Genomic DNA, 13,242 nt, shown 5'->3' with positions numbered 1-13,242 from the left:
GGACACACTCCTTTGGCGAACGGTTGCTGACCGGGGCCTACCCGGTCGCCCCTACCGTCAACCCACGTAACGGCGCGCCACGGAGCTTCGCTGCGCGTGCTCGAGCGCACGCAGCCCCCGTTCCACGCTGTCGGGCACGACCCGCCGCTGCCTGAGCACCCACGGCAGCCCTCGCACCGCCTCCAGCACGGCCGATGCGGTGGCGAGGTCGGCGGGTGCGGAACGCAGCACGTCGGCGGTTCTGCGCGCGGCCCCTGGCACCGGCCTTCGCAGCCACAACGTCCACAGCGTGTTGCGGATGCCCAGTTGCCTGCGGCGCCTCGGGTCCCGCAGCCGCGACGGCGCGTGGTGGATCACCACGTCCTCCGCCCAGCACATCCACCAGCCACGCGAGGCAAGGTCGAGCGCGAGCAGCTCCTCCTCACCACCGAGCCACATCCTCGGGTTGAACCCGCCCACCTCACGAAACGCCCGCACCCGCAGCGTGGTCAGGCCTGCCATGATGCCGAGCAGCGCGGGCCCGGGCAGCCAGTCCGGTCCCCGCACCGGCGAGTACCGCAGCTCCGGTGTGATCGGGTCCTCGACGAGGTCCGGCTCGACGAGGCAACGCCCTGTCACCGACGCCAGCCCGGGGTGGGCGTCCAGCAGGTCGGCGGCGCGGGTGAGCGACCCCGGCTGCCAACGGGTGTCGTCGTCGCAGAACGCCACGTAGGGGGTCCGTACCTGCTCGACAGCCACGTTGCGCGCCAGCGCACCAAGGTTGGTCTCGCAGGCGAGCAACGACACCTGCGGGTGGTGACGCGCGATCGCGTCGGCGGTGCCGTCGGTGGAGGCGTTGTCGGCGACGATCAGCGGCGCGGCGTCCGGCAACGTGGTCATCACCTCGAGCGTCCGCAGCACCTCCTCGCGCCGGTTGTGGGTGATCAGCACGACGGTGACACGCGGATCGCGGCTCATGTCAGCTCCCTGATCTGCGCTTCGACGTGCCGGGGAAGCCGCCTGCGCCTGCCGAGGGCGTGCGGCAGCCTGCGCAACGTGCCCGCCGCGGCGGCGGGCTCGTTGAGCAGCGGGCCGAGACTGCGCAGCAACCCGGGTACCGGCCTGCGCATCAGGGCGATCAACGCGTTGTTGCGCAACTCCAGCCTGCGCCGCCACCGCTCGCCAGGCCGCGTCGTGGAGGGATGGTGGTGGGCTCGCAACTGCTCCACATAGCTCAGTGCCCACCCGGCTGCCGCGAGGTCGTAGGCAAGCAGTGTCTCCTCCGCCCCGAAGTGCAGCAGCTCACTGAAGCCGCCCACCTCGAGGAAGGCCTGCTTGCGCACGATCGCCGAGCAGGCGAGGAAGCCCAGCACCAGCGGACCCGGCACGTCCGGCGCGGTACCGAGTGGGCTGTCGGCCATCAGCTCGCACACCGGATCCGGCTCGGCCTGTGGACCCACCAGCGTGGTCGCCGCGAGCAGGCCCACCCTGGGATAGGCGTCGAACAGGGTCTCCGCCCTCGGCAGCGCGCCCTGCTCCCACCAGGAGTCGTCGTCACTGAACGCGACATAGGGTGTCTCGGCGCGCCGCACGCCGATGTTGCGTGCCGCCACACCGGCGTTGCCTGCCAGGCTCACCAGCCGCACTTCCGCAAAGTCCCGCCGTACCAGCGCCGCGGTGTCGTCGTGTGAGCCGTTGTCCACCACGACGATCGGCGGCGTCGGCCGCAGCGCGCGCAACTGGCGCAACGAGCGGGCCAGTTCGGCCGCACGATTTCTGGTCGCGATGACAACGGTGGTGCGCGCCTGGCTCATCCGAGCACCTCGCGAAGCAGCCCTGACACCAGTTCGGCACCGTCGGCGCGGCCGCGCGCCGCCTCCTGCCGCGCGGCAGCCGAAAGGCACCACCGCCACCACGGTTGGAAAGCCTCCGCGCCCGCGTCCTCGGCCGCAACCACGGCGGGCCAGTCGAGCGCGTGCCCCTGTGCGCTCACCTTGCCGCCGCCGGTGACCGGATCGACGGCCAGCGCGGGCACCCCCACCGACAGTGCCAGTACCAGGCCGTGCATCCGGGTGGTCACCACCACGTCCAGCCGCTGCACCAGGGACAGCAAGGCGTCCGGGGTGGCGCAGTGTCGCCAGTCGGAGGTCGCCAGCCGCGTCGACAGCGGAATCCGCGCGCAGTCCAGCCCCTCGACCCAACTCAGCAGCGCCTTGTGCACCTGTTCGTGCCTGCGGCGCTCGCCGTACTCCCGCTGACCCGGCGCAAGCGCGATCCCCGCGACCGGTACCCGCGACGAGCGCGCCGACACCGACAGATCCGGCACGCCGCCGCCACCGTCGCCGTCCCTGGCGAGCACGCGGTGGAATCCGGTGACCGCGGCAGCCGTCGGGTCGATCACCGACACCCCGACCGCGATGCGGCGGCAGCGCGCGTACCGGTCGTGCAGCCACTCCACCTGCTCACCGTGGACGGGTCCACACGCGAACACCAGGTGTGTGTAGTGGGCGGGGTCGGCGTCGTCGAAGTGCAGCACGCCAGGGCGGTACCCCGGACTCCACACCAGATCGGTGGGAACGCCTGCAGCACGCAGCGAGTCGGCGACCCGCCGCATGCTCAGCACGTCGCCTGCCGTGGCCTCACCGTGCAGGAAGCTCGGCCAGCCTGTCACGAGCGCACGCATGCCGCGCGGACTACCCGTTACGGAGCGGTTTCACACCGGGTATCCGGGGTAGTCGAGACGCCATGGCGAATCGGTTCGAGCACGCGCTGGTCACCGGCGGCGCCGGGTTCCTCGGCTCACAACTGTGCGAACGGCTACTCGGAAACGGTCACCAGGTGACCTGTGTGGACAGTTTCGCGACCGGAACACCGGACAACATCGCGCACCTGCGCGAGCATCCTCGGTTCGAGTTCGTCGAACACGACGTCACGCGGCCGGTCGAGGGCAGCGCCGTAGCAACCGATGTGGACCTGGTGTTCCACCTGGCGTCGGCGGCTTCGCCGAAGGACTACCAGCGGCTGCCGATCGATACCCTCCGCGTCGGCGCTCTCGGCACCGAACACGCGCTGCGGCTCGCCACCAACGCCGGTGCCCGGTTCGTGCTGACCTCCACCAGCGAGGTATACGGTGACCCGCTGCAGCATCCGCAGCGCGAGAGCTACTGGGGCAACGTGAACCCGATCGGTCCGCGCAGTGTCTACGACGAGGCCAAGCGCTACGCCGAGGCACTCACCATGGCATACCTGCGCGAGCACGGCACCGACGTGGCGATCGCGAGGGTGTTCAACACCTACGGGCCCCGGATGCGCGCCGACGACGGCAGGGTCATCCCCGCCTTCATCACCCAGGCGCTGACGGGCAAACCGCTGACGGTGGCGGGGACGGGCGAGCAGACCCGCTCGGTGTGCTACGTCGACGACACCGTCGGTGGTCTGCTGAGCCTGGCATACAGTTCGCTGCACGGTCCCGTGAACATCGGCAATCCCCACGAGCTTTCGGTACGCCGCCTCGCCGAGGAAATCCTTTCCCTGACAGGAGCGTCGGTGCCCATCACGAAGGTGGAAGGTGCTGTCGACGACCCCAGCCGCCGCTGCCCCGACATCACACTGGCCCGCGCGGAACTCGGCTGGCTGCCTCGCGTCGGGTTACGGGAAGGGCTGAACCGCACGATCGCCTGGTTCGCCCGAAACGGCGTCGCCGACCGCTTCTGCGCGTAGTCATCAACCCGGCAGCCGCGTGTTCTCGTTCACAGCACGTAGCGACGTCCTGGGCTTTCCCACCACAACGGTTTAGTCGTCGCTGCACCGGGTAGCGGTTTAGTGGCGGTCGCGACCGCGACCGGCCTGCCAGAGGCGGGAGGTAACCAGGTGCGAATACTCGGCATCAACGCCGTTTTCCACGACCCGGCCGCCGCACTGGTGGTTGACGGCGAGATCGTCGCCGCCGCGGAGGAGGAACGGTTCAGCAGGCGCAAGCACGGCAAGGAAGCCGTTCCGTTCTCGGCGTGGGAACAGCCACAGCACAGCGCCAACTGGTGCCTGCGGCACGCCGGTCTCACGGCGTCCGACCTGGATGCTGTCGCCTACTCCTACGACCCGACACTCGTCGACGAGACACTGCCCGGAACCGACCAGGGCGGCTGGGAGAAACTGCGAACTCTCTACGCGCGCCGCGCACCCGCCTTCCTCAAGACCGCGCTTCCCGGCCTGGACCCGGGCAAGGTGCGGTTCGTGCGACACCACGTGGCGCACGCCGCCTCGGCCGGGCTCGCGGCTCCGTTCGGCGACTGCGCCGTGCTGACCTCCGACGGACGCGGCGAGTCCGAGTCCTATGTAGCCGGTGAGTACCGGGAGGGAAAGTTCGTCGAATTGGCGAACCAGGTCCTGCCCCACTCGCTCGGTCTGACCTATGAGGACGTGACACAACACCTGGGGTTCAAGCGTTCCAGCGACGAGTACAAGGTTATGGCGCTGGCCTCCTACGGAACGCCGATATTCCTGGCGAGGCTGCGGGAGCACATTCACGCGGGCGCGGACGGCGGGTTTCGCGCCGACCCGGTCGACTGGAGCCAGTTCGCCCCCGAACGAACCCACGACGGCGAGATGCTGCCCGAACACGCCGACCTCGCCGCCAGCGTGCAGCGTGCCGTGGAAGAGGTGTTGCTGGACCTCGCCCGCTGGCTGCACGAGCGCACCGGCCACCGCGACCTGGCGATGGCGGGCGGCACCGCGCTGAACTGCGTGGCCAACACCCGGCTGCACGCGGAAAGCCCGTTCGAACGGGTCTGGGTGCAGCCTGCGGCGGGCGACGCCGGAACCGCACTGGGAGCCGCCCTGCAACTGGCCGCCGACCTCGGGGAGTCCACCCGGCCGATGCCGGGAGCCGACCTCGGCCGCGAGTGGCCGCAGGAGCGACTGCGGGAATGGCTCGACACCGCCAGTGTCGCCTACGAGCGGCCACCCGACATCGCCGAGACCGTCGCCGAAACACTTGCCGAGGACGGCATCGTGGCGTGGTTCCAGGGCCGTTCCGAGTTCGGCCCGCGCGCGCTCGGCCACCGCTCCCTGCTCGCGCATCCGGGCAGAGCGCAAAATCTCGAGCGCCTCAACGACGTGAAGGGCCGCGAGCAGTTCCGTCCCGTCGCGCCGATGGTGCTGGCCGAGCGGGCTGCGGAGTTGTTCACGCGCGGACCCGTTCCCAGCCCCTACATGCTGTTCGTGCACGACGTGGAGCCCTCGTGGCAGGACCGCATTCCCGCGGTGACGCATGTGGACGGTACCGCCCGGATCCAGACCGTGGACAGTGAAGCCGAGCCACTGCTCGCCAGGATGCTGCGTGGCTTCGAGCGGCGAACCGGGCTGCCTACCGTGGTCAACACCAGCCTCAACACCTCGGGACGCCCGATGGTCGACGACCCCAGGGACGCGCTGGAATGCTTCGGGTCCGCGCCGATCGACCTGCTCGCGATCGGACCGTTCGCCGTGCGGAGGACCGCCTGATGGGCGGCGGGCAGGCGGCCGTCACGGTCGTCATCCCGACGATGGGCCGCGACAGCCTCGCCGCACTGTTGCGTGCGCTCGACACCGCCACCGGCCCGCCGCCGGTCGAGGTGCTGGTGGTCGACGACCGCAACGGGGGGCAACCGCTGTCGCTGCCCGAGACCCGGCTCGCGGTGCGCGTGCTGCGCTGCGGCGGCAGGGGGCCCGCGGCCGCGCGCAACACCGGCTGGCGAGCGGCGCGCACCGAGTGGGTCGCCTTTCTCGACGACGACGTGCTGCCCGACGACGACTGGCCGAGCGCCGTCGCCGACGACCTCACCGGACTCGACGACGATGTCGCGGCCTCCGTCGGCAGGATCGTCGTGCCGCTGCCGAGGCACAGGCGGCCCACCGACGACGAGCGCGACACGCTGGCGCTGACCCGCTCGCGCTGGATCACCGCGGACATGGCCTACCGGCGTGCGGTGCTGGTGGAGGTCGGCGGCTTCGACGAGCGATTCCCGCGCGCCTACCGCGAGGACGCCGACCTCGCGTTGCGGGTGCGGCAGGCGGGTTACTCCATCGCGGAGGGCACGCGGAGCACGACCCACCCGCCGCGAAACGGCGACTTCTGGGCCAGTGTACGCAGGCAGCGCGGGAACGCCGACAACGCGCTGATGCGCCGCAAACACGGCCCCGGCTGGCGCGCCAAGGCAGGCGAGGGCCGCGGCAGGCTCGGCAGGCACGCGCTGACCACGCTCGCGGGTGCCGCAGGCCTCGGACTGCTCGCCACGGGACGTAGCGCACCCGCGGCCATGGCCTGTGGCGTGTGGGCAGGTCTGACAGCGCAGTTCGCCGTCAGGCGCGTGGCCGATGGCCCGCGCACGCCCGCCGAGATCAGCCGCATGGCCGTCACCAGTGCCGTCATCCCGCCGGTCGCGTGCGCACACCGGTTGCGTGGTGAGCTCGGCGCCGCAGGGCACAAGGCGGTGTTGTTCGATCGCGACGACACCCTCATCGAGGACGTCCCCTACCTCGGCGACCCGGAGAAGGTACGGCCGATGCCGGGTGCGGAGCAGGCGCTGGACCTGCTTCGCCGGGCGGGCGTGCTGGTCGGGGTCGTCAGCAACCAGTCCGGCGTGGCTCGTGGACACATCACTCGCGAGGAGCTGCGGGCGGTCAACGAGCGGGTGGACGAATTGCTTGGCCCGTTCCACGCGTGGCAGGTTTGCCCGCACGCACCCGACGACGGCTGCGTGTGCCGCAAGCCGAAGCCGGGCCTCGTGCTGCGCGCCGCGGGCGCCCTCGGGGTGCGCCCGCGGCGTTGCGTCGTGATCGGTGACATCGGTGCCGACGTGGCCGCGGCCGCGGCGGCAGGGGCGCAAGCCGTGCTGGTACCCACCGCCCGCACGATGCCCGGCGAGATAGCCGAGTGCCGCCGCCACGCCCACGTAGCGGCCGACCTGCCGTCGGCCGCCCGGCTGGCAATGGAGTTGCTATGAGCGGCAGGGTGCTGGTGGCGCGGCTCGACAGCGTGGGCGACGTCCTGCTGGCGGGCCCGTGTGTGCGAGCCGTCGCCGAGGGGTCCGAGCACGTGACCCTGCTGGCGGGGCCGAGGGGCCGCGCGGCCGCGCAGTTGCTTCCCGGCGTCGACGAGGTGATCGAGTGGTGCGCTCCGTGGATCGACCCCGATCCGCCCGAGCTGACCGCCGAGTCGGTGGAGGCACTCACCAAGCAACTGCGCGACCTGCGGCTGGACGCGGCGTTGATCCTGACGTCGTTCCACCAGTCACCGCTGCCGCTGGCGGTTGTGCTGCGCATGGCGGGCGTGCCCTGGATCGGTGGCATCAGCGAGGACTACCCGGGTTCGCTGCTCGACCTGCGGCACCGCGTGGCAGGCGACCCGCCCGAGGCACAGCGCGCGCTGTCGCTGGCACGCGCAGCGGGGTACGAGCTGCCGGAGGGTGATCGCGGACTGCCCGCGGTGCGGGGTCCGCTTCCCGACACCCGCGAGCTGACCGGCCCGCCCGGCTACGTCGTGGTACACGCGGCCGCGTCGGTGCCCGCCCGGCAACCCACGGCCGAGCGGACCCGCGCGTTCGTGCGCGCACTCGCCGAAGCGGGTCACCGCGTGGTGATCACCGGATCGGCTGGGGAGCGCGAGCTCACCGCGTTCGTGGCCGACGGTCGGGCCACGGATCTCGGCGGGGCCACCGACCTGCGCGAGCTGGCCGCCGTACTCGCCTCGGCCCGCGCCGTGGTGGCACCCAACACCGGCCCTGCGCACCTGGCCGCCGCCGTGGGCACGCCGGTGGTTTCGCTGTTCGCGCCCGTCGTGCCCTCCGCCCGGTGGGCTCCCTACGGCGTCGCGACGATCCTGCTCGGCGACCAGGAGGCTCCCTGCAAGGACACCAGGGCCAGGCGCTGCCCCGTCGAGGGGCACCCGTGCCTCGCGATCGAGGCCACCGAGGTGGTCGACGCCGTCGCCACCCTCGGCAACGCGCACGACGACCGTCGCGTCGCAGGACCCACTGGAGGTGTGTCGTGATCGAAGAACACTTCACCGCCCTGCGCGGTGCGCTGGACAGGACGCGGACCGCGGCGCCGACGATCGAGCTGTGGGGTGCGCACCTCGCCACGGTGCTCGCGGCCGGCGGCAGGCTGCTCGCCTGCGGAAACGGCGGCAGCGCCGCCGAGGCGCAACACCTCACCGGCGAACTCGTAGGCAAGTTCCTCGGCGACCGGCAACCGCTGTCGGCGATCGCGCTGCACGCCGACACCTCGGCAGGCACGGCGATCGTCAACGACTACGGCGAGCACGAGTTCTACGCCAGGCAGGTGCGCGCCCACGGCAGATCCGGTGACGTCCTGGTTGCGCTGTCCACGAGCGGCCGCAGCCAGAACGTGGTCGCCGCCGCGAAGGTCGCCCACGAGCTCGGCATGGTCACCTGGGCACTGACCGGCCCCGCGCCGAACCCGCTCACCGCACTGTGTGACGACGCCATCGCGGTGGAGGCCGACAGCGTGGCGACGGTGCAGGAGGTGCACCTTGCGGTGGTGCACGCGCTGTGCGCGCGGCTGGACGAGTCGCTGGAGGCACGGGCATGAGGCCGCTGGTCGTTGTCGGCGACGCGTTGCTCGACGTCGACGTCGAGGGCCGCAGTGACCGGCTGTGCCCGGAGGCTCCGGTTCCGGTCGTGGACGCCGAGGGTGAGTGGGTCCGCCCAGGAGGTGCGGGCCTTGCCGCCGCGCTGCTGGCCACCCGGACGACACCGCAGACGTTGCTGGTCACCGCGCTCGGCGACGACGAGACGGGGCGGCGCCTCGCCGAGTTGCTCGCCCACGACGTGCGGGTGCTGCGGCTGCCGTTGGAAGGCGAGACGGTGCGCAAGACCCGGGTCAGGGCGGCAGGGCAGTCGCTGGTGCGTCTCGACACCGGCGACGGGCGTGCGGCGCAGGCGCCGCTGCCCGCGAACGTCGAGCGCTCGCTTCGCGAGGCGGGCGCCGTCCTCGTCTCCGACTACGGGCGCGGTGTCGCGGCCCACCGGCAGTTGCGGCGGCTGCTGGCCGACCTTGCCAACCGCATCCCCGTGGTGTGGGACCCGCACCCGCGTGGACCGGCCCCGGTTCCTGGGGTCACCCTCGTGACGCCCAACGATCGCGAGGCGGTGAGTTTCGCGCCCGGTTGCACCGGACCCGAGCAGGCTGCCGCGACGTTGCGCCGGGAGTGGGCGTGCTCGGCGGCGGCGGTCACCGTGGGCGCGGACGGAGCCGTGCTCGCGCACGACCGCGGCAGCGTACGGATTCCGGTGCCGCCCGGTGCGGCCGCGACCGGCCAACGGCCGGACACCTGCGGGGCGGGCGACCGCTTCGCCAGTGCCGCCGCCGCGGCGCTGCTGGAGGGGGCAGACGTGGCGCAAGCGGTACGGGCGGCGGTGGAAGCCGCGTCGCGGTTCGTCGCCGCGGGCGGAGCGTCGGCGCTTTCGGTGGAGGAATCCGCCCTGCCCCCCGTGGACGGTGACGCCTTCGCTCTCGCCGAGCGGGTGCGCAGGCAGGGCGGCCGCCTCGTCGCCACCGGCGGTTGCTTCGACCTGCTGCATCCCGGACACGTGAGCCTGCTACGGCAGGCACGGTCCCTCGGTGACGCACTCGTGGTGTGCCTGAACTCCGACGATTCGGTGCGCGCGTTGAAGGGCCCCGGCAGGCCGGTGGTGCCGGAGTCCGACCGCGCCAGGCTGCTGGCTGAGCTGGCCATTGTGGACGCTGTCGTGGTCTTCGACGAGCCTGCTCCGAGTCAGGTGCTGCACCGGCTGCGGCCGGACGTCTGGGTCAAGGGCGACGACTACGCGGGCGCGGACCTGCCGGAGGCCGACGTGGTGCGCCGCCACGGCGGCGAGGTGGTGCTGGTGCCCACCGTGGACGGCTACTCAACCACCCGGCTGTTGCAGGACGCTGGCCGGTAGCGAAAGCGGGAGGCAGACATGAACGTGCTCATCACAGGCGGTTCCTCCGGGCTGGGCGCCGCGACGGTCGATGCGGTGCTCGCCGAAGGCGGCACCCCGCTCGTCGTCGACAGGGCCGCCCCACCCTTCGATGTCCCGTACGCGCTGGCCGATCTCGCCGACACGCCCTCGGCGGAGAGCGCGGTGCGAGAGCTTGCCGAGCAGGCGGGCGGCCTCGACGCCGTGTTCACGGCGGCGGGCATCGACTCGCCCGGCGCGCTCGACACGGTGCCCGCCAAGGAGTGGGAGCGAGTGGTGCAGGTGAACCTGCTCGGCACGGCCGCGGTCGTACGTGCCGCGCTTCCCTACCTGGAACGCCGCGGCGGCACCGTGGTGACCTGCGGGTCGACGCTGGGCCTTCGCTCGGTCTCCGACGCCACCGCGTACTGCGCTTCCAAGGCCGGTGTCGCCGCGTTCACAAGGGCGCTCGCCGCGGAAACCGCGGGAAGGGTCGGGGTGACGCTGCTCGTGCCCGGCGGCATGGACACCGCGTTCTTCGACGGCCGCGACGAACAGTACAAACCGCCGCCCGACGCCAAGCTGAACCGCCCCGAGCACGTCGCTGCCTCCGTGCTGCACGCTTTGCGCACCCCGCCGGGCTGTGAGGTGCGGGAACTCGTGGTGTGCCATTCGGAAGAGGGCTCGTGGCCGTAACGCTCGCGCTGCGCGCGCTGGGGCTCGGCGACCTGTTGACCGCAGTGCCCGCGCTGCGGGCACTGCGCAGGCACCGGGGGCAGGGCCTGGTGCTGGCGGCACCCGCCGCGCTGCGGCCGCTGCTGCCGCTCACCACGGCGGTGGACCAACTGCTCGCCACACCCGGCCTCGGCGAGCTGCGCTGGCACGGCCCGCCACCCGACCTGGCAGTCAACCTGCACGGCAGCGGCCCGAGAAGTATCCGCGACCTGCTGACCACCCGTCCCCGTGCGCTGCTCACCCACCGCCACCCCGACCGACCGCAAGTGCAGGGCCCGGCGTGGCGGCCGGACCTGCACGAGGTGGACCGCTGGTGCGCACTGCTGGAGTGGCACGGCATCCCCGCCGACCGTGACGATCTCGCGCTCGCCGAACCGGCCGTGCCCAGCCCCGCCCCCGGCGCCGTCGTCGTCCATCCAGGAGCCGCGTACCCGGCGCGCCGCTGGCCACCGCGGCGGTTCGCGGCCGTGGCGGCCGAACTCACGCGCGGCGGGCACAACGTCGTGGTCACCGGTAGCGCCGCCGAGCGGCCACTCGCCACCGAGGTGGCGCGACGCGCCGGGCTGCCCGCAGGCGCCGTACTCGCAGGCCACGACCTCGGCTCACTGGCCGCGTTGGTCAGCAAGGCGTCGCTGGTCGTGTGTGGCGACACCGGCGTCGGGCACCTCGCGACCGGCTACGGCACACCGTCGGTGCTGCTGTTCGGCCCGACACCGCCCGCGCTGTGGGGCCCGCCCGAAGGCAGGCCGCAACACGTGGCGCTGTGGGCGGGCCGCACGGGCGACCCGCACGGCCGAACACCCGACCCTGGCCTGTTGCGCCTGACCACCGATGACGTGCTCGCAGCGGCACACGACCGACTCGCGGAGGTCAGCCATGTCCGACAAGCCTGAGCGACCGGTCGAAGGCGCCGCGAACAGCCACGTCGGTGTGGTCGGTGCCGGGTACGTCGGGCTCACCAGCGCTGCCTGCCTCGCCCGGCTGGGGCACACGGTCACCTGCGTCGACGTCGACACCGCGAAGGTGGCCGCGCTGCGCGAGGCGCGGGTTCCCATCGCCGAACCGCAGTTGCCTCGACTGGTGAGCGAGGGCATCAGCGCAAGCAGGCTGCGCTTCACCAGTGAACTGGCATCGCTTGCCCGTTGCGATGTGGTGCTGCTGTGCGTGCCCACACCCGCACGAAGCGACGGCACGGTGGACCTGGCCGCGTTCGACGCTGCACTGCAGGCGCTGCGCCACACCCTCGACCCACGGGCAGTGGTCGCGGTGAAGTCCACGGTGCCGGTCGGCACCACCGCCCGCACCGAGGAGTTGCTCGGCGTCGCCTCGGTCAGCAACCCGGAGTTCCTCCGAGAGGGGCACGCGGCATGGGACTTCCTGCACCCCGACCGCATCGTGCTCGGCGCGACCCGGCCGGAAGCCGCCGACCGGGTCGGCAGGCTCTACCGCGGCCTCGACGCGCCGGTGATCCGCACCGATCCGGCCAGCGCGGAACTGGCCAAGTACGCGAGCAACGCGTTCCTCGCGCTGAAGCTGTCGTACGTGAACGTCCTCGCCGAACTGTGCGAGCACCACGGCGCGGACATCGCTCACGTCGCGCACGCGATGGGGCTCGACGACCGGATCGGCCCCGCGTTCCTCGCGCCCGGTCCCGGCTGGGGCGGCTCCTGCCTGCCCAAGGACACCAGCGCGCTGCTGCACGCTGCCGAGCGCGCCGGGGTCGACTTCGCCATGCTCTCCGACGCGGTCGCGGCCAACTTCCACCAGCACGAACGCGTGGTGCGCAAGGTGCGGCTTGCCGTGACCGGCTCGGCGGAAGGCAGCTTGCGCGGCATTCGGCTGGGACTGCTGGGGCTGACGTTCAAGGCGGGCACCGACGACCTGCGTGACTCACCCGCGCTCGCGGTGGCCGAGCGGCTCGCCGACGAGGGCGCGTCGTTGACCGGCTACGACCCCGGCATCCGGCGGTCGAAGGATCTGGGACGCATCCAGCTCGTCGACGAGCCCGCCCTGGTGGCCAAGGACGCCGCGGCCGTCGTCGTGCTCACCGAGTGGCCGCAGTTTCGCGAACTCAACTGGCCGCAGCTGGCCCAGCTCACCGACCACGCGACCGTGGTCGACACCCGCAACCTGCTCGATCCCGACGAGTTGTCCGAAGCGGGCTTCGCCTACCACGGGCTCGGCAAGCCGCGACGGTGACGGGTTCAGGACCTGCCGCGTGCCGCGTCCACCTCCGAGACGATCCCGACGAGTTCCGGACCGTCCATCACCGGCAGCCGCCGCACGTGGTGCCGGGACATCTGCTCGAGCGCTTCCTCCACGTCGGCGTCAGGGCGCACCGTGTGCAGCTCCCCCTCGACGAGTTCGCCGACGTGCACGGCCATCGGGTCCTTGCCCTCCGCGAGCACCTTCACCACGATGTCGCGGTCGGTGACGATGCCCTTGAGCCGGTTGTCCTCGCCCCGTACGGGCAGCGCCCCCACGTTGCTTCGAGCCATGATCCGAGCCACCTCGGACACCGCCTCGCTGGTGTCCACGAACTTGGGATCGCTGGTCATGATGTCGCGCACCTTGGTAGAAGTCGTCA

The 13,242-nt window shown here is 72.0% G+C and carries 13 protein-coding genes; 9 read left to right on the top strand and 4 right to left on the bottom strand.

The features are described from left to right. Positions 1-57: 57 nt before the first annotated feature. The 3 genes from SACMADRAFT_RS07535 to SACMADRAFT_RS07525 are packed head-to-tail and all read right to left on the bottom strand — an operon-like array spanning position 58 to position 2,662. The gene (locus tag SACMADRAFT_RS07535) at positions 58-957 is read right to left on the bottom strand and encodes a glycosyltransferase family 2 protein (RefSeq protein WP_009153203.1); all 900 of its coding nucleotides are present in this window, start codon (positions 955-957) and stop codon (positions 58-60) included. Then, on the bottom strand, positions 954-1,793 hold the full coding sequence (locus SACMADRAFT_RS07530; RefSeq protein ID WP_009153202.1) for a glycosyltransferase family 2 protein: 840 nt from the start codon (positions 1,791-1,793) through the stop codon (positions 954-956). Before SACMADRAFT_RS07530 ends, SACMADRAFT_RS07535 begins: the two co-directional genes overlap by 4 nt. Continuing rightward, positions 1,790-2,662 (bottom strand): polysaccharide pyruvyl transferase family protein, encoded by an 873-nt coding sequence (locus tag SACMADRAFT_RS07525; protein ID WP_009153201.1) that lies wholly within the window; start codon positions 2,660-2,662, stop codon positions 1,790-1,792. The genes SACMADRAFT_RS07530 and SACMADRAFT_RS07525 overlap by 4 nt, the downstream gene beginning before the upstream one ends. Positions 2,663-2,724: 62 nt before the next feature. On the opposite strand from SACMADRAFT_RS07525, the gene SACMADRAFT_RS07520 reads away from it, so the two are divergent. The 9 genes from SACMADRAFT_RS07520 to SACMADRAFT_RS07480 all read left to right on the top strand — a co-directional run bounded on the left by SACMADRAFT_RS07520 (position 2,725) and on the right by SACMADRAFT_RS07480 (position 12,854). Beyond that, a complete protein-coding gene (locus SACMADRAFT_RS07520) occupies positions 2,725-3,699 on the top strand; it encodes a UDP-glucuronic acid decarboxylase family protein (protein ID WP_009153200.1) in 975 nt (324 codons plus the stop codon). A gap of 150 nt (positions 3,700-3,849) precedes the next feature. Then, positions 3,850-5,481: a carbamoyltransferase family protein gene (locus SACMADRAFT_RS07515; RefSeq protein WP_009153199.1), complete on the top strand. Its 1,632-nt coding sequence runs from the start codon at positions 3,850-3,852 to the stop codon at positions 5,479-5,481. Next, positions 5,481-6,962: an HAD-IIIA family hydrolase gene (locus SACMADRAFT_RS07510; protein ID WP_009153198.1), complete on the top strand. Its 1,482-nt coding sequence runs from the start codon at positions 5,481-5,483 to the stop codon at positions 6,960-6,962. The genes SACMADRAFT_RS07515 and SACMADRAFT_RS07510 overlap by 1 nt, the downstream gene beginning before the upstream one ends. Next, entirely contained in the window at positions 6,959-8,008 is a 1,050-nt protein-coding gene (locus SACMADRAFT_RS07505) for a glycosyltransferase family 9 protein (protein ID WP_009153197.1), read from the top strand. Before SACMADRAFT_RS07510 ends, SACMADRAFT_RS07505 begins: the two co-directional genes overlap by 4 nt. Beyond that, positions 8,005-8,568, top strand: coding sequence for a D-sedoheptulose-7-phosphate isomerase (locus SACMADRAFT_RS07500; protein ID WP_009153196.1), 564 nt, complete (start codon positions 8,005-8,007; stop codon positions 8,566-8,568). The genes SACMADRAFT_RS07505 and SACMADRAFT_RS07500 overlap by 4 nt, the downstream gene beginning before the upstream one ends. Continuing rightward, complete coding sequence (locus SACMADRAFT_RS07495; RefSeq protein ID WP_009153195.1) at positions 8,565-9,923, top strand: PfkB family carbohydrate kinase; 1,359 nt, start codon at positions 8,565-8,567, stop codon at positions 9,921-9,923. Before SACMADRAFT_RS07500 ends, SACMADRAFT_RS07495 begins: the two co-directional genes overlap by 4 nt. 18 nt (positions 9,924-9,941) lie before the next feature. Next, positions 9,942-10,616: an SDR family oxidoreductase gene (locus SACMADRAFT_RS07490; protein WP_009153194.1), complete on the top strand. Its 675-nt coding sequence runs from the start codon at positions 9,942-9,944 to the stop codon at positions 10,614-10,616. Beyond that, positions 10,607-11,548 (top strand): glycosyltransferase family 9 protein, encoded by a 942-nt coding sequence (locus SACMADRAFT_RS07485; protein ID WP_009153193.1) that lies wholly within the window; start codon positions 10,607-10,609, stop codon positions 11,546-11,548. Before SACMADRAFT_RS07490 ends, SACMADRAFT_RS07485 begins: the two co-directional genes overlap by 10 nt. Next, complete coding sequence (locus SACMADRAFT_RS07480; RefSeq protein WP_009153192.1) at positions 11,532-12,854, top strand: UDP-glucose dehydrogenase family protein; 1,323 nt, start codon at positions 11,532-11,534, stop codon at positions 12,852-12,854. Before SACMADRAFT_RS07485 ends, SACMADRAFT_RS07480 begins: the two co-directional genes overlap by 17 nt. A 5-nt stretch (positions 12,855-12,859) precedes the next feature. On the opposite strand, the gene SACMADRAFT_RS07475 is transcribed toward SACMADRAFT_RS07480, so the two are convergent. Beyond that, positions 12,860-13,213 carry a CBS domain-containing protein gene (locus tag SACMADRAFT_RS07475; protein ID WP_050998338.1) on the bottom strand — a complete coding sequence of 118 codons (354 nt, stop codon included), beginning with the start codon at positions 13,211-13,213 and terminating at the stop codon, positions 12,860-12,862. Positions 13,214-13,242: the final 29 nt, after the last annotated feature.

It is taken from the genome of Saccharomonospora marina XMU15 (assembly GCF_000244955.1).
GTDB lineage: Bacteria > Actinomycetota > Actinomycetes > Mycobacteriales > Pseudonocardiaceae > Saccharomonospora_A > Saccharomonospora_A marina.
The sequence above is the reverse complement of the archived record's forward strand: the minus strand, read 5'-3'. Positions and strand labels throughout refer to the sequence as shown.